This is a genomic window from Microbulbifer sp. JSM ZJ756 (genome assembly GCF_044383805.1).
GTDB classification, from domain to species: Bacteria; Pseudomonadota; Gammaproteobacteria; order Pseudomonadales; family Cellvibrionaceae; genus Microbulbifer; species Microbulbifer zhoushanensis.
Genome location: NZ_JBISER010000002.1, coordinates 308,229 through 327,123, shown reverse-complemented (window position 1 = coordinate 327,123; position 18,895 = coordinate 308,229). Strand labels below are relative to the sequence as shown.

Genomic DNA, 18,895 nt, shown 5'->3' with positions numbered 1-18,895 from the left:
ATTTATTCAGGGCTTCCCCGGTGAATCTCCACCGCCACCGGCTCCACCGACAGCCTGACATCGCTGATCGAGTACTGGTCCTTGGTACCGGAACCGTAACGCCAGTAGCCCCGGCTGTCATCGGTCTGCTCGAAGCGGAATCGTACCCCGTCGCCGGCCTCACTGAAGGCATAGCGGCGCAGCTCGCGGCTTTTGTCGTTGTCCAGCAGGGAGAATCCCAGCAGGTGATCCAGGCGGCTGTTGGGCAGCGCCAGGCCAGCGCCCTGCTGCGCCTCGTAGGAGAATGCCTCCCGGTCACGGGTCTGGGCGCCATCCATGTGCTTTTCACCGGTTTGCCAGTTATAGCTGTCGCCGTGGCTGAACACCGACAGCAACAGCCCGTCCACGGCGAAGCGACCTTCGTCGGCAAACCGCGCATCGCGTGCATCCACCAGGATCATATTGCCGCTGCCGATCACCTCCAGCTCCCCGGAATCCAGGTGCACCATCGCCGCGGTATCCTCATCGATACCATAACCCAGGCGGAGGTCCTCACTGTGCGCCGGTGCCAGCGCCCGGATCAGCCGACCCAGCCGGCTCTTGCGATCGAAGTGCTGGTCGACAATACCGCCGGGGAAAAAACCCAGGCCGGGCTTGACCACCAGCAGGCCGGATTCCTGTGCCTCCATACCCGCGTATTCGTCGGTCCCCGGCCGGGTCAGCGCGCTCAGGGAGTCCCCGGCGGCAATCATCGGGTTACTCATGATTGCGGCACCAGCGCTGGTACCGCCCACCACAGCACCCCTGGCGAGCTGTTCCCGGATCGCGGCCAGGAGCGGGGAATCGTCACCACCCGGGCCCACCAGGGTCTGGGTAATGCGGGTCTGGTCACCACCCACGAACCAGATACCGCCAACCCTGCTCATGGTGGCGACCACCTTCTCATCAAAGGCCCCGCGGGCCCAGGTGCTTTCATCCTCCTCGCTGTCGGGGTCGTCGCGCACCGCTACCGGGAGCACATGCACGGGCCCCTTGTACCCGTGGTCGCGCAGGTCCTTCAGGAACTGCCCGGCATAGTGCGCCGGGCGCCCGGAGGCCGCCGGCACGATGGCTACTTCCGGGTAGCCGGCCGGGATCGAGTCGATAAACGCCCGGTACACGGCGGCGTTATCACTGCGCAGCGCGCCGCCCACAATCAACAACCGGCCTTCACGGGCCTGCCCCTGTGCAGGCGCCATCTCACTGGCCCCGCCGCGGGCATCGCCACAGGCGGAAACAGCGACAGCGGCGGTAATCAGAAGAGTTCGGTACAGTCTTTTTATCATCGTAAACACTCGCGGTAAGTGGTTCCCGTTGTCGGGCCGCAGCCGGGGTTGCCCCCACTGCGGCCCCGGCTAAAACCGGGATGAACAGGATGCTGCCGCTCCTCACGGGGCGTGCAGCCGAAATAATTGCGAAAGGCACGGCTGAAATGTGATGGCGAGCCAAACCCGCAGCGCTTGCCAATTTCCTCGATGCTGAGGTCACTGTGGTGCAACAGGTCGCGGGCAAGGGCCAGTCGCAGGCCGATATAGAATCGTGCCGGCAGCTGGCCAGACAGGCGCTTGAACACCCGCTCGAGTTTCTTACTGGTAACCTGCAGGTAATCGGCAATCTCGCCGGTGGTCAGCGGCTCGGACAGGTTGCTGCGCATCAGCGCCTGGGCCTCGGTGAGTAGTGCCCGGTCGCCGACCTCACCGCGCGGGGCATCGCCCGGGCCACTGCCAGGGGCCCGCCAACCCGCCAGCAACGAGTCGAGTATCGAGGTCAGCATGTCCCCGTCGGCGCACGTCCAGATATTCCGGTCCTGTGACACCCCCTGTGAGGCCAGGGCCAGCCTCGGCTCCTGGGCCCGTAGCTGTGAGTGCAGCTCTGCCGGGGCACTGCAGGCCCGCCCCGCCAGGAGGCCAAGTTGTGCCAGTAAAAGAACGCCCGAGCCGACACCAATACAATTACCTGCCCGCCCGGCATGTGCCGCGAGCCGCTCGTGCATGGCTGCCGATAGCGGCTCGCCTGAATACTGGCGTCCACCGCAGATAAACAGGGCCTGCCGGGAACCCGGCACGGCGGGCAGCACCTCGGCCTGGATCCTTACACCGTGCCGGGCCGCTACTGCAGTGCCGCCGAGGCTGTAGACCTGTGGGGACTGGTCAGCTAACGCAAAGCGTTCCATCAATACCCCCAGCGCCCCCATCGGGAAACCGGGAAGCAGTATCACTGCAACATTGCCGGCGACCGGGGTACTCATGTCAGGAGAAAGCCCCGCGGAATTGCAGTTGGCTGTCGAAGTACTGCCAGCGCCCCCTCGCCATCACATGGCGGATGGTGAAACTGTCAGGGTCCACCAGGCTCAGGTCCGCATCGAGACCCTCGCCGATACCACCCTTGCGACGCAATCCGAGCACTTTTGCCGGATTGGCGGTAACCGCCCGCAGCGCCTTGACAAAGTCCACCTGCTCTTCGCGCACCGCCCGGCGGAATTCGTCAAACAGGCTCGCCACCGATCCCACTTCAATATCCTGCAGGGTGCCGTTGTCACAGAAGTTGGTCATCGAGCCCTGGGCATCGGAAGAGAATGTCAGGCGGTCCTCCGGTGCACCGGACTCCAGCGCCACCCGCAGTGCACGGCTGGCGCGCAGCTCGCCCGACGCCAGGATTTCCGGCGTAGTGGATGTGGTGAAATCGATAAAGCCACCCGCCTGCGCAAACTCGACGCCGTGCTGCAGCAGGTGCTCGTTGCGATTGATATGGGTGGGATAAAACTGGCTGATCGGGATATCCGAATTGTTGACCGCATCGAAGAGCGGCTGCAGGCGGCCGTCACAGCCACCCACATGGATGCTGATGACCCCGCTCTTGCCGCTCAGCAGGCCCGCGACCCGGGCATCGGAGGCGACCCTCAACAGCTCAGCCGTCGACGGGTGAGAAGAGCGATGATCGGAAATGGCCAGCTCACCCACGCCAATAATATTGTCCACCAGCATGATGTCGGTACGGACACTGCCGGTAAGGGTATTTACCGGGAACTGGTATGAACCACTGTGCATATAGCAGGACAGTCCCTGGGCATCCAGGGCCCGGGCCTTGCCGTAAAGTTCATTCAGGGTGCGCGTGGTGGCATCGGTACCCAGCACGCCGATCACGGTGGTCACCCCGGAGGCAAAGGCCTCACGCGGGTCCAGTTCTGGCGTGCGGGAAGCAAAGCCGCCCTCCCCGCCACCGCCGCTGATATGGACCAGGGAATCGACCAGCCCCGGCAACAACCAGGCCCCGTCCGCATCCACCACCTGGCCGATATTTTCCGGCAGGGTGAGGTTGTGGTCGATCTTCGCAATCCTGTCCCCGGCCACCAGCACATCGCAGATTCCAAAATCCCGCGGGGCGAAGACATGGGCGTTTTTTATCAGTGTTATTTGTGACATATCAATTTTTTACTGCTCAGAAGCCGGCCAGGGCGGCGACAAGTACTGACAGGGAGGCGAACAGGAACAGGCCCGTCCACAACGGCAACACGAAGCGAAGCCAGATGCCCCAGTCCAGCCGGGCCGCCCCCAGGCAACCCATCAGGGCGGCCGAAGTCGGCACGATAATATTGGTGAAACCGTCACCCAGCTGGAAAGCCAGTACCGCGGTCTGGCGGGTAACCCCCACCACGTCCGCCAGCGGCGCCATGATCGGCATAGTCAGGGCTGCCTGCCCTGAACCAGATGTAATAAAGAAGTTAAAAACCGTCTGGAAAACCAGCATGAACCAGGCGGAAACCGCGCCGGAGACATCGGCTAGCCCCTGGCCCGCCCAGTGCAGCAGGGTATTGAGGACACTGGCCCCGTTGGGATCGTCTCCCCCCAGCAGCAACACGATGCCCTTGGCCAGCGCTACCACCATGGCTGCCGGCAATAGCTGCTGGGCACCCTCCTTGAATGCAGCCGCCGCCTTATTCGCCGTCAGGCCATTGAGCCCGAAGGCGATGGCGACAATCGCAATCACAATCCCCATGGTGAAAAACTGGCTGGCGATTTCCGGCAGGAAATAACTGCGCTCCACCACGCCCCAGATCATCCAGGCGATACCCGCCGCGAACAGCAACAGGATCCAGCCGTCACCGCGGACCATGGTCTGCAGGGATTCCACCGACTGCTGCTTCTGGCGGAATACCGCATCCGAATCATGTGCCAGGGACGACTCCGGGTCGCGCTGGATACGGCGTGCGTAGAAGAGCGTGTAGCCCGCAAGCAGGCAGGTGGCGACAAACCAGATCGCCATGCGGGGCCCACTGCCGGACATCAGCGGCACATCGGCAATACCCTGGGCAATACTGACACCGAAGGGATTCATCCACGAGGTAGCGAAGCCCACCTGGGTGGCGACGTATGTCACCAGCAGTGCGGTGATACTGTCATACCCCATGGTCACCAGCAGTGGCACCACGATCAGGGTAAAGGGAATCACCTCTTCCCCCATGCCAAATACTGCCCCGCCCAGGGAAAAGAGCACACACAGGATGGCCAGGTAGAGATGCCCGGCCTCGCGGTTGCGGGCGATGACCTGGAACAACCCGCGCTCCACCGAGCCACTGGCAAAAATCAGCCCGAAAGCACCGCCGGTCAGCAGGATAAAGGCGAAAACCCCGATCGAGGCGCCCCACTTGCTGCCCGAGACCATCCCCTCGAAGGCGAAATTCAGCAGGCCGATCTCTCCGCCTTCCGCAAATACGGCCATACCCTGTGGCGCATCCGTCGCCTGCTGGTAAGTGGCCGGGTCGATCACCTTGCGTTCGACACCGTTGACCGTCTGCACAATGGTCTCGTAAGTGCCGGCCGGGATCAGGAAGTTGAGGGCAAATGCGACCAGTGCCACACACAACAAGATCAGGTAGGTATCCGGCATTGCCCATTTGGGCTCTGCGACCACCTCACCGGCGCCTTGCCGTTCGACTTCAGGGGCAGAAGCTTGCATAGGGGTACACCAAGTTGGTTTTTATACTGGTTAACAGCCACCGCACCCCTGTGGGGGCGGTGGTATCCGGCTCGATTAAAACGCGTGGCCGTAGCTCAGGGTGACGAAGCGGCCCATGGAACTGTGGTTGACGTGATCCACATTGGCACCAGTGCCCAGAACCAGGGGCGGCTCCTCGTCCAGGAGGTTATCGACCCGCAGGCTCAGCCAGCTGCCATTGTCGAAGTCTCGGCTGATGTTCATATCGAGAACTTCCCAGGCGTCTACCTCAACCTCAGCGGTCTCCGGCAGGCCAACAGCGTCCAGGACACGCAGGGTCGGGTCGTCCGCATAGCTGTGGGTGTAACGCGCACCCAGGGAGGCCGACCACTGCTCATAGGTCCAGCGCACCTTGGCATTGGCCAGCCAACGCGGGTACTGGTATTCACCGGCCTCACTCACCTCACCCAGCGCATCTGACGGGTAACGGTCAAACTCAGCCAGGTATGTGGTATCCAGGGTGAAGCGGAAACTGCCCAGGTTGTCGGTATCCAGGTACTGGGTGAACGCCAGGTCCACGCCGCTGGTTTTCTGCAGGCCCAGGTTGGTCAGCTGGAAATGGGCATCCACTACAAACCCACCGGCATCCACTTCCAGGCCCGGCCTTCCGGTAGGCAGCTCACCCTCACCGACCACGTCAAACTCACCCGCTAGCGCACGCAGGATAAAGTCATCTTCCTCAACGCCAATCAGGTTTTCATGCTCGATATTCCAGTAATCGATGCTGATCTCGGTATCGGCCGTCGGCTTTAGCAGCAAGCCCGCGCCCCAGGTAGTGGCCTCTTCTGGTTGCAGGTTATCGTTACTGACCTCTTCAGAGAGCAGGGACTCGCCGTCGACATCATTCAGGCCATCGCAGGCGCCGGGCGTCACTTCACAGTCGACGCGGTAGCTGCTGAGCAGGGTACCTGCACCGACCTGGGCCAGTGAGGGCGCACGGAAGGAAGTGGACCAGTTACCCCGGGCGATGACGGCATCATTGAAGGCATGGCGCAGGGAAACCTTGGGATTGAAATCGCCGCCAAAGCTATCGTAATAGTCATAGCGCAGCGCCAGCTGCATTTCAGTATCGAGTGTTACCGGAATCGCCTGCTCCATGTACACTGCCCACTGGTCACGCTCTGCGTCGGCTGATGTGGAGCTGAAGCCGAGGATCGGCTCGGGGTTGAAAGTGGTCGAAACCGCATCTGCTGCCGGCGTGTCCTCCACACTTTCGCGACGCACTTCTGCACCAATGGCAACTTTTACTGTGCCCGCCGGCAGGTCAAAGAGGTCACCAGAGATATTACCGTCAATGGCATATAGGTTGGAAACACCACTGCGCCTGGCATCAGTTCTTACGAACTGGTCAATCGCATCAACCTGGTCGGCCTGCCCGTCGAATGGGTTGTACCAGGCTGTTGTCTTACCGATCGATTCACAGGTCTCTCCCGCGTAAAACGCATCCACCGGGTCAAGATCAACATCCCATCGATTGACCACCGTGCCATCGGCACAGAGATTGCCCAGCGATGCATTGTAGAAGGCCTCGGAGTTATACAGCCCCGAAATACCACGCTGTTCATTTTCGTTGCGGCCAACATTGGCAGCCACTTCCCAATCCCAGTTATTGAGCTCACCGCGAAGCCCGGTCAAAAGGCGAACCGACTGGCTCTCGACTTCGACAGCCCGGGGATCGGGGAATTTGCCCCAGGCATAGATCGGGTAGCCGTAAAAATCACTGATATCCGTGGTGCCCTCAAACGAACCCTCCTCGACGATGTCCTCGACCAGGGCCGCAGGCCACAGGGGGCTCTCGGGATCAAAAGGCGCATAGCTGAAATTGGCCGGGGAGCTGGTTCCCCGGGATTCGCTGGTCTGGAACATGACATTGTTGAACCATTCCAGGTTATCACTCAGGTCGTAATTAAACGTCGCTACCACACTGCCGCTCTGGTAGTCATCCCGGGTGGCAGCTACCGCATTGGTGTTGAATTCACAATAATCACCCAGCCGCCCAAACTTGAACTGGTCTTCCGGACAGCCACCGGCTGTGGGGGTCTGCGTCTGGTCGTAGAGCATAAAGGCCAGGTCATTGAAGCTGGGGTAAACCCCCTGCTGGCTGGGGCGAACAGAGTTGGCAGAAATATCCCGGTCGCGGTCGTAGAGTGCATTGCGCTTGAACAGGTCCACCACCACCATGCTGTGGCTGCGCTCGCCGGTGCGCCCCCAGATCCAGTTCAGGTTGTACTTGCCCTCATCTGAACTGGCAGTGGAGTTACCGTGGGTGATGCTGACTTCACTGCCTTCAAAATCATCACGGAGCACGAAGTTAACCACGCCGGCAACCGCATCGGCGCCGTATGTTGCAGCCGCACCGCTGGGCAGGACTTCAACGCGCTCAATGGCTGACAGGGGAATGGAGTTTACATCGACAAAGGATTCCTGCCCCTTGGCGAAGGAACTGACAGATACGCGGCGGCCGTTAACCAGTACCAGTGTTGCCGAGCTGCCCAGGCCGCGCAGGGAGACACCTGCAGCCCCCACCGGGGTGTTGCTGGAAAGTGGCCCACCGGTTGCTGTGGAGAAGGTGCCGGAGCCACCACCGGTCTGCGTCAGCTCCTGCAGGATTTCAATTGCGGAGGTCGCGCCGGATGCCTCGATATCGTCGCGGTTGATCTGCACAACCTGCACCGCGCCCTCGGTATCGAGCCCCTTGATGTGGCTACCGGTGACGGTGATCTCCTCCACCGCCTCACCAGCGGGGTTCGGTAAGTCCTGCGCAAATGCGCTGCCGGCGACCAGAGAACAACCGACGGCCAGGCGAATGGCTTTGTAAAGATGGGTTCTCTTATTCATTTGGATTCCCTCTGTGTTCAGGCTCCAGGGCCCTTCTTATCTTGGATTTGCAATGTGCTTTTTGAGGGCAAGCAATGCCCACAGGCAAACGCCGGCGGCCCGGTTGCGCACACAGGTCAGCATGCCGGAGACACACCGATACTGCTGGATATTGTTGGCGATATAAGGCGGGGAAAAGAGAACCGACTTATAGCTTCCCTGTGCTCGGCGGCACGCTCAACTTTGTCCTATCAAAACAGGGTCAAGCGCACGGTCAGGCCGATGCGTGGAAGCTACTCGTCAAACCACTCGCTGAGGTGGTAGTTGGCGGAGCAGCACTCGATGGCAGCAATGGATACCACGTTGCTTGAGTTCATAGTGCTTTTCTTTGGAGGTGTTTGCTTGTTGTTATCCAACGAACTTCACCGATTTTTTATCACGGTGAAAAAATGCTGTAAAGCGTTTCTTGACATGCAGGGAAGACCGGCGTGGAACCCGTGGCAAACAGAATTTTCTGCAGCCATCGATTACAAAACAGGCACCCCTCAATCGATGCGGGCAGGGGAAAATTTCCCATAAAAAAGCCGGGGCGGGAATTTCTCCCCGCCCCGGCCCCGCAACCCAGGGGATACCCCGGTTACTGGTACGGCTGGTTGATATAGAAGTTGGTCTTGCTGCCGTCGATGCCAATCCGGGTGGGCGCAACCGATGTCGCCCCAGTCAGTATGTTGTACTGGTCGGACTCGGAGAGCTGGTAGCGCAGCACATTCTCATAGATGACCGGCAGTCCACAGGCTGCCTGGGTGCGGGAGGTCGAGCCGTCCTCGGCCAGCACGTAGACATTGCCGCTGCCATCGACCACCCCTGTACCATCGCTGGTAAAGAAGATCGAGGTCTGCTCGTCCACGCCCATGCCACGGATACCCACTGGCAGGCCGGCCATAAAGGCCATCAGGCGCCCCATGCGATCCCGCTCTGCAAAATGGGTATCCACCAGCACATTCTCCATCATTGCGGTGGTCAGGAAATCCGTCGAGATGTTGGTGTACTCGTGGCAGAGGTCGGTCACAGCCTCCGGGGAGTAGGCGCCGTAAGTGCCGTCGGGATCGTAGATATACTCGGATTGCACCGCCGCTCCGGCGGAGGTACCACCCAGCACGGCACCCCGGGCAAGGGCCTCATCCAGCGCCTGCTGTACCGGGGTTCCCTGCCACTGGTTGAGGTAGTCGGACTGGTCACCACCGGCCAGCCAGATAAACTCGGCGGACTGCAGCGCCCAGAGAACATAGTCGCTGTCCGCATGCTGAGACCGGTCGACCATCAGGGTTTCAACCGAATCGGCCCCGAGCAGGTTAAGGAAGTACTCGTTGTAACCATCGCCGCCGGAAGTACGCAGGACCACCACATCGCCACCGCCTGAAATGGGCTTGACGCGTCGCTCAAACGCCATATCCACGTCAGTGCCGCCCCCCATGACCAGCAGCCCGCCCCCATTGGGCGCCAGCTCCAGGCAGGCATCGTCCGGATTACCGGCCAGGTAGGTAGTAAGCCCCCCGGGCTTGCTCGGCCGTGCACCGAGGTTGCAGCCACCGGTGCCACCATCACCGCCATCGCCACTGCCCCCGGAAGAGGGAATTCCGGCAACGGAAAGGGAGTAGGAGCCAGTGCCGCTATACCGGGTGACCTTAAGTGTGTACATGCCTGCCCCACCCACAGAAACAGACGCGCTCTCCGGGGTGTTCGCAGTTTCGGCGGCATAGAGCTGCTGTTGTGGATCGTATAGGTACCAGTCAAAGTCGTCGCCACTGGCGTGACCCAGGGTGATATCGAGCGTGGTCGCCTCGTCAATATTGAAGTAATACCAGTCCTGGTCGCGCCGGCTGTCGATCTCGCCGGCCACCTGCTGGCTGGAGCAGACCGGTCCGTCTGCATTGGACTCGGCATCGTTGGATTCGGATTCCTGTGTGATACAGGCCAGGGCCCCATGACTCAGGAACAGGGTTGAAAAGAGCAACGCGAGCTTGCTGGGCATTGTGATCTCCTTGACGTGTTGTGCCCGCGAAAAGCCGGGCAGTTATTGTTATGTCGTCAAAGAGTAACGGCTTTGTCATCCGCGATTTGTGAAGGCGCTTCGCAACGGCCAAAAACGTCAAGTCCGGGCGCAATGCGAACATTTGCAAGCAACGATGCGCAATATTTCGGTGCACTCAAGCTGACTTTTTCCTAAACCGTGCATGCGGAATATTCCCGTCCGGTGAACAGCTCAATTGTGGGCTGCGGATATCATAGACCGCAACCCGCCGCATCGATCAGCATATGCGCCACCAGCCCTACCCCGAGCATACGCACAGGCTTCCAGGGCAGGAACAGCAACGCCCCGAAGAAGGAGATCGGGAACATGGTGTGTAGTGGATAGGTGTTGATGGCACATTGCACCGGTTCAGATGTGGCCTCCACAAACAGGTGATCCAGGTCGACCAGGTTTGCCGCCAGCATGATCAGGGCCGCTTTCAGCCAGTCGTCACGGAACAGGAACCAGGCCAGTGCAATGGGCACCACGACGTGGAGGGAAATATGGATAAAACCGTACATGGAATCCTAGATTAATTCTTCTGCGGAGAGAGAGCCGAGGCCTTCCTCGATATCCTGGCGGATGGCGGTGCGCACCCGTTCCGGGTCTTTGGACGCTATGGCCTCCAGCAGGTCCTGGTGGCGATCGGGCAGCTCCTGGACACCAAAGCGCTGGAACACCAGGTGCTGTAGAGGGGCAGTCTGCAACCAGAGGCTCTCGATCAGGGAGAGGATGATATGCGGCCGCCCGAGCCGGTAAAGGGTAAAGTGAAATTCCAGGTTGGCCGTGACGTACTCTTCAATGTCTTTTTCTGCCAGTGCGTCGGTCACCCGGCCATCCAGCCTGCGCAACTGCTCCAGCTCCTCGGTCCCCACATACGGCAGTGCCTGCTCGGCCGCCTGGCATTCCAGTGCGACGCGCGCCGCGCAGATTTCTGCCAGTTTTTCCGGGGTCATGGTGGGCACGGTTACCCGGCGGGTATCCGAGAGCTCCAGCGCGCGCTCTGAAGTCAGGCGGCGCAGGGCCTCGCGCACAGGCATCGGGCTGCAGTCCAGCTCTGCGGCCAGGCCGCGGATGGTAATGGCATGGCCCGGGAGGAAGCGGCCGCGCAGGATGGCATCGCGCACCTGGAAGTAGACGCGCTCCTGGGTAGTGCGGTACTCCTCCTGGGGCGCGCTGAAATCCTGCTGTTCACTCATGCGGCACTTACCCTTTCCAGCTTGTGCAGGACATCGTCGTGCCCAACTTCAATTATGTGATCGACAATTGTACCCCGCTGCCACATCTCATAGAAATCCTCGGCCACACGCCGGCTGGCATCCACCACAGCATTCCAGTACTTGAGCCGCTCAGCCGTGGTGAACTGGTAGAAATCGTTGCGATCAGGGATCTTGCCATAAGGCAGGCTGGCAACGAAGCCGGGGGAAGGCGCCAGCAACAGTGTATTCTGCAATGCCCCGCCCCGCACCCAGCGCCAGCTCAGGCTCTTGTCAAACCAGCCGGGCACCATGTAGGGGAAAAAGTGCGGGTACAGTGCCAGCCCGTCCGGGTGCCGGAAACGCAGGTCGAAATGATAATCGGTGATGCCCCCGTCCCGATAGTTGCCCAGGGGCGCCCCCCGGGGATTCTGCACCCCGGCCATTACCAGAGGGATGGAACCACTGGCCAGCACCGAGGAGCGGACATTGTCCGGTGACAGGGTGATATTGACCGTGCGCAGGCTGTCAAACTGCACCGCCGGGGTGTCGCCCGCATGGAACACAACCCGGTCCCAGAAGGCGCTCAGGCTGAGTCGGGAGAAGGCATTGGCCAGGGCCGATGCCAGCAGGGCCGGCGCCAGTACCGCGCGCCGCTCGCTGGCCAGGGGCCCGCGGCCACGCACGGTAACAAAATGGCTCTGCCAGGTCCGGTTGGCCGCTACCTGTGCCGCGCCCTCATCCCCGAGAACCCCCTGCAGGATCCGCTCGGCGGCCGTGGTGATCTCTGCCGGGGTGGGCTTGCCGGAATCGTAAGCCTGGTTGATGTAGCCATGTTCCAGTGCCTCCAGGGCCTCCAGCGGTCGCTCCATGGCGTAACACATATTGCGAAAGCTGCCGATCGAGGAACCCACCGTGGCAATCGGCTGCTGCCGGTCGCGGAAAAAATCCCCCATCAGTACCCGGTCGAGCTGGCTGATCACCAGCCACTTGGGCCCTCCGGAAGCGCCCACCAGGGTCGAAATCTGTTCCTGGCGCAGGCCCTCTTCCCGGACCCGCCGGGCAGCTTCCGCCCCCGCCAGTATTACGCAGGATCTTTTCTTCACAAATTCATCCAATTTCAGGTCGGGCCAATCTTCCGGCCCCAATCACGCGCTGCGTCGGCGCTTTAAAAGTGCAGCTCCCCTGCGCCTTCAGGCTCGCTGTGCCAGCGCGCAGGAAGCGGAATGTACACGAGCACATGAGCATTCCGAGCACTGCCCGCTGGCGACGCAGTCACCCACCTGCCTCCTTCGAGGCGGAGAGTGACGCGGGAAGCGTCATGAGCGCCGGCAGGTTGGTCGGTGCCAGCGCGCAGGAACCGGAGTGTGCATAAAGCACATGAGGATTCCGAGCACTGCCACCGACCGAGATGCCAAGCGCAATAGCTTCCCGTTCACTCTTACCAGGTGCCGGTGTTTTCCATTGACGCCCAGGGCTCCTCCGGCTCCAGGGACTCCCCCTTCTGCAGCAACTCAATCGAGATACCATCCGGAGAGCGTACAAACGCCATATGGCCATCCCGGGGCGGCCGGTTGATGGTGACGCCCTCGTCCATCAGCCGCTGGCAGATGGCGTAGATATTATCTACCCGGTAAGCCAGGTGGCCAAAATTACGGCCGCCGGAGTAGGTTTCCGGATCCCAGTTATAGGTCAGCTCCACCAGCGGGGCCTTGTTCTCCCGCGCGCTTTCCGCGTCGCCCGGGGCGGCAAGAAATACCAGGGTAAAGCGCCCCTTGTCGTTGTCGACGCGGCTGATCTCCTGCAGGCCCAGCTTCTCACAGTAGAACTTGAGCGACTCCTCGAGGTCCGCGACCCGGACCATGGTATGCAGGTATTCCATCGTGTAACTCCTCTGACGGTATATTTGGGAACCGGTAAACGCATGCAGGGCCACTGTGGGAGCTTTCCCCGGCGACCATGACACGGGCCGGGGCTCCCCTGGCAGGCGAGCACGCCGTTCAAATATCGACCACATGCAAGTGCCGCAGCGACCGCGATGCCAATTGTGCGTATCAATAGCGTCACTGTACCGCTTACGTCGCTGGCCCTGTCCGGCCCGGCACATATCTGCGCCAGGCCAAACCGGCTACAATCGGGCGGTAAAATAAAGGTTGTTTATTACGGACGCCAGAGCCAAATGTATCAGAAGTATTATCGACAATTCCTGCAGGGCGCTGCAGAAAGCGCCGCCAGCGGGGCACAGCCTCCGCTGCATATGGCCTGCCACTCCCATCATTACTGGCCAGACGTCACCTGCGAGGCGGCGCAGCAGTACTGGACGGATTCCGCCACCCTCGCGGACAGCAAGTGGGGACCAATTTTTGAACAGAAGATTCCCGCCTGGCAGGCGGCGGTTGCCCGCGTGCTCAACCTGCCCAGCCCGGACCGGATCGCCATGGCGCCCAATACCCACGAACTGGTATTCCGCCTGATCAGCGCTTTCGACCTCTCCCGCCCCCTGCGCATCCTGACCACCGATGGCGAGTTTTACAGCTTTACCCGCCAGCTGCAGCGCCTGGAGGAGGAGTCCAGTGTCGAGGTGACCCGCATCCACAAGGAGCCCTACGACACCCTGGCCGAACGCTTCGAGCAGGAACTGCACCGCGGCCACTATGACCTGGCCTACGCCAGCCAGGTGTTTTTCGACTCCGGCGTGGCCTTCCCCGACCTGGACGGCATCGCCGGGCGCAAGCCGGAGCGTACCGAGTTCGTTATCGACGGCTATCACGGCTACTTCGCCCGGCCCACAGACCTGGGGGCAATCGCCGACAAGGTTTTCTATACGGCCGGTTCCTACAAGTACCAGGGCGCCGGCGAGGGCCTCTGCTTTATGAGTATCCCCGCGGGATGCACGCTGCGGCCGCTGTATACCGGCTGGTTTGCGGATATGGCGGAACTGGAAAACCGTGCCGACCGGGTTGGCTATGCGGATAACTGGCTGCGTTTCGCCGGCTCGACCATGGACTATTCCACCCTTTACAAGGCCCTGGCGATCCTGGAGCTGTTCGAGCGCGACGGTGTCACGGTGGAAAAAATCCATGATTATGTGCTGGACCGCCAGCGGCGCTTCCTGGACACCATGGACAGCGCCGGCCACCCATTGCTAAATCGCGACAGGCTGGTGCACCACGACCTGGAAAACGGGCATGGACATTTTTTCACCTTCAACTGCACCACCGCACAGCATGCGGAGAAACTGCAGGAAGAGCTGGGTTCACGCGGTGTCCTGTGCGACCGCCGGCAACAACTGCTGCGCCTCGGTTTTGCCATCTATCATGCAGAAGACGAAACGTTTCAGCGTGTATTCAGCTAACAGGCAAGAAAATCAAAACTGATCGTTATTACAAGAGTTCATGGAGAATTAAGGAAAACGCCATGCAGAAAATGATGAAGTTGATCTCCGGCAGCCTGGTTGCGGGCCTTGTCCTCTTCGGCGCCGGCTGCGGCAACGGCACTGAGGGCAAGCCCACCGGCACCCTGGTATCCATCTCGTCTACAGGTGAGGCCAGCAAGGTCCCGGATGAGGCCGATATCTCCGCTGGTGTGGTCACCGAGGCAGAGGAAAGCCAGCAGGCCATGCAGGCCAACGCCGAACAGATGGAGAAACTGATCAAGGCAATCGAAAAAGCCGGCATCGACAAGAAAGACGTACAGACCAGCGGCATCAGCCTGACACCGCGTTACAGCTCCCGCCCCAACAGCGAGGGACCGAATCGACAGATCACCGGCTATATGGCCCGCAATACCGTGCGGATCACCGTACGTGAGATTGATGAACTGGGGGAAGTACTGGACAAGATGGCCGAGGCCGGGGCAAACAATATCTATGGCCCGAACTTTTCCATTGGCGAGCCCGAGCCCCTGCTGGCCGAGGCCCGCGGCAAGGCCCTGGACCTGGCCCGGGAACGCGCGGAAACCTACGCAGACTCACTGGGAATGAAAGTGGCCCGCATCGTGAGCATTTCCGAGGGCGGCAATGGCGGCGCACCGCGCCCGATGATGCGCGCGGAAATGGCCTCGGCCGATGCCCGCACCCCGGTCGCGCCCGGCGAGACCACCATGTCCGTCAACCTGGAACTGGTATTTGAACTGAAGGACTGACAACAGGCCGGCCGGGTGGCGTGCAGGCGGCGCGCACCCGGCCCGGTGTCCCCGCCTGCCCGGCTCCTCCTTTCCCTTCCCTGCGTAAGCGGCCCCTGCTTAACGGGCCTGAGGCGGCTGCCGGTAGATCTTGCCACCTTTCATGATAAACCGGACCCGTTGCAGCTGGGTGATGTCCTCCAGCGGGTTACCGGCGACGGCGATGATATCCGCATGCTTGCCGGCACTGATACTGCCCAGCTGGTCCTGCACCTGCAGCAGCCCGGCGGCATTCCAGGTTGCACTGCGCAGGGCGTCGGCGGGATTCATGCCCGCGGCAACCATCAACGCAAACTCCTGCGCATTGTCACCATGGCGGCTGACGCCACTGTCGGTGCCGAAAGCGATCTTGACCCCGCGGCGATAGGCCTCGGCAAAGGTCTCCTTGATCAGCGGGCCGATAGTCGCCGCCTTGGTGCGGACGATCTCGGGGAAGAAACCCTCCACCCGCGACTTCTCTGTGACCCAGGCTCCCGCCAGCAACGTGGGGACATACCAGGTGTTGTTTCGCTTCATCAGCTCGATGGTCTCGCCATCCATATAAGTGCCGTGCTCGATCGAGTCCACACCGGCGCGAATCGCCCGCTGCATACCCTCCTTGCCGTGCGCATGGACCGCCACGGTAAAGCCATAGTCCTTCGCAGTGGCGACGATGGCCTCCAGCTCATCCTTCATAAACTGGGGGTTCTGGCCGCTCTTGGCGACACTGAGCACGCCGCCGGTCGCGGTAATCTTGATCAGGTCGGCGCCGTCCTTGTAGCGCTGGCGGACCGCCTCGCGCGCGCTCGCCACACCATTGACCACGCCATCAACAGGCCCCGGCTGCCCCATCAGCGCCATACGGTACCCGTTGGTGGGATCCGCGTGGCCGCCGGTGGTGGCAATGGACTTGCCGGCAGTGAAGATACGGGGACCGTCGATGGTGCCCTGGTCGATGGCCTTGCGCAGGCTCACGGTGACATTGTCGGTATCCCCCAGGTCGCGGACGGTGGTAAAGCCAGCCATTAGCGTGCGACGGGCGGTATCCACACCCCGCAGGGCATAATCAGCCGGATTCCAGGTAAACCGCTCGACATAGGTGCGAGGGCCAAACTCCGTCACCAGGTGCGTGTGCATATCCATCAGCCCCGGCAACACGGTGTAGCCCCGCAGGTCCACCAGCTGTTCGCGGTCGCGCTTGGCAAAGCCCTTCTGGACGGATTCTATGCGGCCGTCGACAACATGGATGGTGCGGTTCTCAAGCATTTCACCGGATTCGCTGTCGAACATCTGGCCGGCGTAGATCGCCAGCGATTCTGCCATGGCCTGGGAAGCGCCCGCCAACGCCAGCAGCGCCGCGGCCAGGGCGGCCGCGCGAATACGGAAGACTCCCCGATTGGTCAAAGTGGTCATTGTTACACCTTTTATGACTGGCTTAGTCTTGTTGTTGTGTCGAGTGACTGTGTAACCCCACAATCTACCCTATTCGCCAAGTGGAGAGAAATGCCCCATGAAGATCTATGAGTATTCCCAGGCCCCCAATTGTCGCCGGGTACGCATGTTCCTGGCCGAGAAAGGTATCGAAGATGTGGCTTTCGTGCCGGTGGATATCGCCCGCGGCGAAAATCTCAGCGACGATTACCGGCGCAGGGACTTCAACGGCAAGGTGCCGGTGATGGAGCTGGAGGATGGCACCAGCATCGCCGAATCAGTGGCGATCAAGCGCTATTTTGAAGAGCAATACCCGGAGAACCCGCTGTTCGGCCGGGACGCACAGGAAAAGGCTGTGGTGGAAATGTGGGTCCGGCGAGCGGAGTTCAACCTGATGTTCAATGTGGGCATGGCATTCCAGCACACCACCGGCTTCTTTTCCGACCGCATGAACACCTTCCCGGACTACGGTGAAGATTGCGCCGGTAAGGCCCGGGCTTTTTTTGGCCAGCTGGATCGCCACCTGGCAGATAACCGCTATCTGGCCGGGGACTATTTCTCGGTGGCAGATATCAGCATGCTGTGCGCGCTGGATTTCGGCAAGGTGGTCAACCTGCGCCCGTCGGCGGAAGAGCACCCGCACCTGAAACGCTGGCGGGATGAATTGAGCGAGCGACCCAGCGCCCGGGCCTGACGACCCCGCTTGCGGGAGACCGGCGCAGCACCGTAACAGCCGGCTCTCCCGTTCGCTGGCGAATTGCCCGGAAACTAGGTAAAGGGATCCAGGGTCTTTTTCTCCGGGGTACTGAGGACGCGTACATCCCGTTGCGGGAACGGAATCTCGATTCCGTGCTGTTGTAACGTCTCGAAGATAATCAGCAGCAGGTCACCGCCAACACGATTGCGGCCATCGTCGACCCCCTCCATCCAGAATTCCACAAACATGTTAACGCCGTTGTCACCGAAGCTGTCGATCTCACAGTCGGGCCGCTCCTCGATGGGCAGGTCATCGCCGCTCAGGACCTGTGGATGCCGCGCTACCGCATCTTTTACGATTTCCACCATTTCACGCACATTGGTGCTGTAGCTGACGGAAAAGTCTACCCGGTAGCGCTGTTTCCGGTTTTTTTGTGTCCAGTTGACGAACGATTCAGAAACGAACTTCTCATTGGGTACAACGATATCCTTGCCATCAAAGGTTTCCAGGGTGACCGCCCGCATGCTCAGCTTGGTCACGGTTCCGCGGCGCTCCTCGTCCAGCGCAACGTAGTCGCCAAGGGTGATCGAGCGATCCAGGATAATGATCAGCCCCGAGATAAAATTGGAGGCAGTGCTCTGCAGGCCGAAACCAATACCCACGCCCACGGCCCCGCCAAACACTGCCAGTGCGGTCAGGTTGATCCCCATCAGGTTGAGAATCAGGATAAAGACCAGCGTGAACAGCGCGATCTCGAACAGCTTGGCCGCGACTTCCCGGGTGCGGTAATCCAGGGCCTGCTGGTTGCGGATGATGGTCTGCCCGGTGGAATTGGACACGCGGCCCAGCCAGAAAAGCAGTGAGCCAAAGATCACGGCCCGGGTGATCCCGTAAGCGGAGATACGGATATTGCCGAGTTCTACCGCCATGGAATCCAGCACCCGGACGATGTCATCCAGTGCGCCAATCACATACAGGAACAGGATCGGCATTCCCACCCAGCGGAATACGGTGGCAACCGACGCCCGGGTGATCACCAGTTTCACAAAATCATTGAACAGCAGGATAATTGCGATGGCAAAAGCTGCCTGCACAACCCAGCTTTCCCCCAGGACCTGCGGGATAAATGCCAGGTCGATACGCAGGAACACAAGGGCCAGCAGGGGGAACAGCAACCTGCCACAACGATAGACGAGCAGCTGGATTGGTGACTGCTCCGGCCGCTCGGGAGGACGCCTGAACCACGGGACCAGCTTGACCAGGCGGTGGGCAATTACGTAGGCGAGCGCGTAGATTGCCAGTATGACGCCCAGCTGCCCCAGGATTTCCATCCGGTCAGTGGAGGTCAGTGCCTGGCTGGCATTCTGTTTTAACTCTTCAAGCAGCTCTTGTGTTTCCACGCATTTTTCCCACAAGTCGGGCGGCACACCGGGGCAGAAAGCCCCACCACCCGGAATACAGTGCTGCGCTGTCTCGGTTTTTTATTGCCCGTGCCGGTAGTCGAGTGAC

16 protein-coding genes are annotated in these 18,895 nt (G+C 60.8%); 4 read left to right on the top strand and 12 right to left on the bottom strand.

Annotated features, from left to right (window positions below; genetic code table 11):
• Window positions 1-2 precede the first annotated feature (2 nt).
• The 5 genes from ACH6CX_RS05445 to ACH6CX_RS05425 form a co-directional block, all read right to left on the bottom strand.
• Entirely contained in the window at window positions 3-1,304 is a 1,302-nt protein-coding gene (locus tag ACH6CX_RS05445) for a cyanophycinase (RefSeq protein WP_232941719.1), read from the bottom strand.
• The gene (locus tag ACH6CX_RS05440; RefSeq protein ID WP_232941718.1) at window positions 1,301-2,266 is read right to left on the bottom strand and encodes a helix-turn-helix domain-containing protein; all 966 of its coding nucleotides are present in this window, start codon (window positions 2,264-2,266) and stop codon (window positions 1,301-1,303) included. Before ACH6CX_RS05440 ends, ACH6CX_RS05445 begins: the two co-directional genes overlap by 4 nt.
• A 1-nt stretch (window position 2,267) precedes the next feature.
• Complete coding sequence (iadA, locus tag ACH6CX_RS05435) at window positions 2,268-3,440, bottom strand: beta-aspartyl-peptidase (protein WP_232941717.1); 1,173 nt, start codon at window positions 3,438-3,440, stop codon at window positions 2,268-2,270.
• 16 nt (window positions 3,441-3,456) lie between these two features.
• Window positions 3,457-4,974 carry a putative basic amino acid antiporter YfcC gene (gene yfcC / locus ACH6CX_RS05430; protein WP_396675095.1) on the bottom strand — a complete coding sequence of 506 codons (1,518 nt, stop codon included), beginning with the start codon at window positions 4,972-4,974 and terminating at the stop codon, window positions 3,457-3,459.
• A 75-nt stretch (window positions 4,975-5,049) separates the two neighbouring features.
• On the bottom strand, window positions 5,050-7,851 hold the full coding sequence (locus ACH6CX_RS05425) for a TonB-dependent receptor plug domain-containing protein (RefSeq protein ID WP_396675093.1): 2,802 nt from the start codon (window positions 7,849-7,851) through the stop codon (window positions 5,050-5,052).
• Window positions 7,852-8,172: 321 nt separating this feature from the next.
• Here ACH6CX_RS05425 and ACH6CX_RS05420 point away from each other — a divergent pair, with 321 nt between their 5' ends.
• Window positions 8,173-8,409, top strand: coding sequence for a hypothetical protein (locus tag ACH6CX_RS05420; RefSeq protein ID WP_232941714.1), 237 nt, complete (start codon window positions 8,173-8,175; stop codon window positions 8,407-8,409).
• Between the two features lie 58 nt (window positions 8,410-8,467).
• Here ACH6CX_RS05420 and ACH6CX_RS05415 read toward each other — a convergent pair whose 3' ends face one another.
• The 5 genes from ACH6CX_RS05415 to ACH6CX_RS05395 form a co-directional block, all read right to left on the bottom strand.
• A complete protein-coding gene (locus ACH6CX_RS05415) occupies window positions 8,468-9,862 on the bottom strand; it encodes a Type 1 glutamine amidotransferase-like domain-containing protein (protein ID WP_396675091.1) in 1,395 nt (464 codons plus the stop codon).
• A gap of 251 nt (window positions 9,863-10,113) precedes the next feature.
• Window positions 10,114-10,422 (bottom strand): DUF6122 family protein, encoded by a 309-nt coding sequence (locus ACH6CX_RS05410; RefSeq protein WP_232941712.1) that lies wholly within the window; start codon window positions 10,420-10,422, stop codon window positions 10,114-10,116.
• A 6-nt stretch (window positions 10,423-10,428) separates the two neighbouring features.
• Entirely contained in the window at window positions 10,429-11,100 is a 672-nt protein-coding gene (locus ACH6CX_RS05405; protein ID WP_237063733.1) for a GntR family transcriptional regulator, read from the bottom strand.
• Complete coding sequence (locus ACH6CX_RS05400; protein WP_396675089.1) at window positions 11,097-12,203, bottom strand: hypothetical protein; 1,107 nt, start codon at window positions 12,201-12,203, stop codon at window positions 11,097-11,099. Before ACH6CX_RS05400 ends, ACH6CX_RS05405 begins: the two co-directional genes overlap by 4 nt.
• Window positions 12,204-12,538: 335 nt before the next feature.
• Window positions 12,539-12,979 (bottom strand): VOC family protein, encoded by a 441-nt coding sequence (locus ACH6CX_RS05395; protein ID WP_232941709.1) that lies wholly within the window; start codon window positions 12,977-12,979, stop codon window positions 12,539-12,541.
• Between the two features lie 297 nt (window positions 12,980-13,276).
• On the opposite strand from ACH6CX_RS05395, the gene ACH6CX_RS05390 reads away from it, so the two are divergent.
• Window positions 13,277-14,452, top strand: a complete 1,176-nt coding sequence (locus ACH6CX_RS05390) for an aminotransferase class V-fold PLP-dependent enzyme (protein WP_232941708.1) — start codon at window positions 13,277-13,279, stop codon at window positions 14,450-14,452.
• Window positions 14,453-14,514: 62 nt separating this feature from the next.
• Window positions 14,515-15,240, top strand: coding sequence for an SIMPL domain-containing protein (locus ACH6CX_RS05385; protein ID WP_396675086.1), 726 nt, complete (start codon window positions 14,515-14,517; stop codon window positions 15,238-15,240).
• 99 nt (window positions 15,241-15,339) lie between these two features.
• On the opposite strand, the gene ACH6CX_RS05380 is transcribed toward ACH6CX_RS05385, so the two are convergent.
• Window positions 15,340-16,671 (bottom strand): amidohydrolase family protein, encoded by a 1,332-nt coding sequence (locus ACH6CX_RS05380; protein ID WP_232941706.1) that lies wholly within the window; start codon window positions 16,669-16,671, stop codon window positions 15,340-15,342.
• Between the two features lie 97 nt (window positions 16,672-16,768).
• Between ACH6CX_RS05380 and ACH6CX_RS05375 the strand changes: the two genes are divergently transcribed.
• Window positions 16,769-17,383 carry a glutathione S-transferase family protein gene (locus tag ACH6CX_RS05375; protein ID WP_237063736.1) on the top strand — a complete coding sequence of 205 codons (615 nt, stop codon included), beginning with the start codon at window positions 16,769-16,771 and terminating at the stop codon, window positions 17,381-17,383.
• 74 nt (window positions 17,384-17,457) lie between these two features.
• Here ACH6CX_RS05375 and ACH6CX_RS05370 read toward each other — a convergent pair whose 3' ends face one another.
• The gene (locus tag ACH6CX_RS05370; protein WP_232941704.1) at window positions 17,458-18,786 is read right to left on the bottom strand and encodes a mechanosensitive ion channel family protein; all 1,329 of its coding nucleotides are present in this window, start codon (window positions 18,784-18,786) and stop codon (window positions 17,458-17,460) included.
• Window positions 18,787-18,895: the final 109 nt, after the last annotated feature.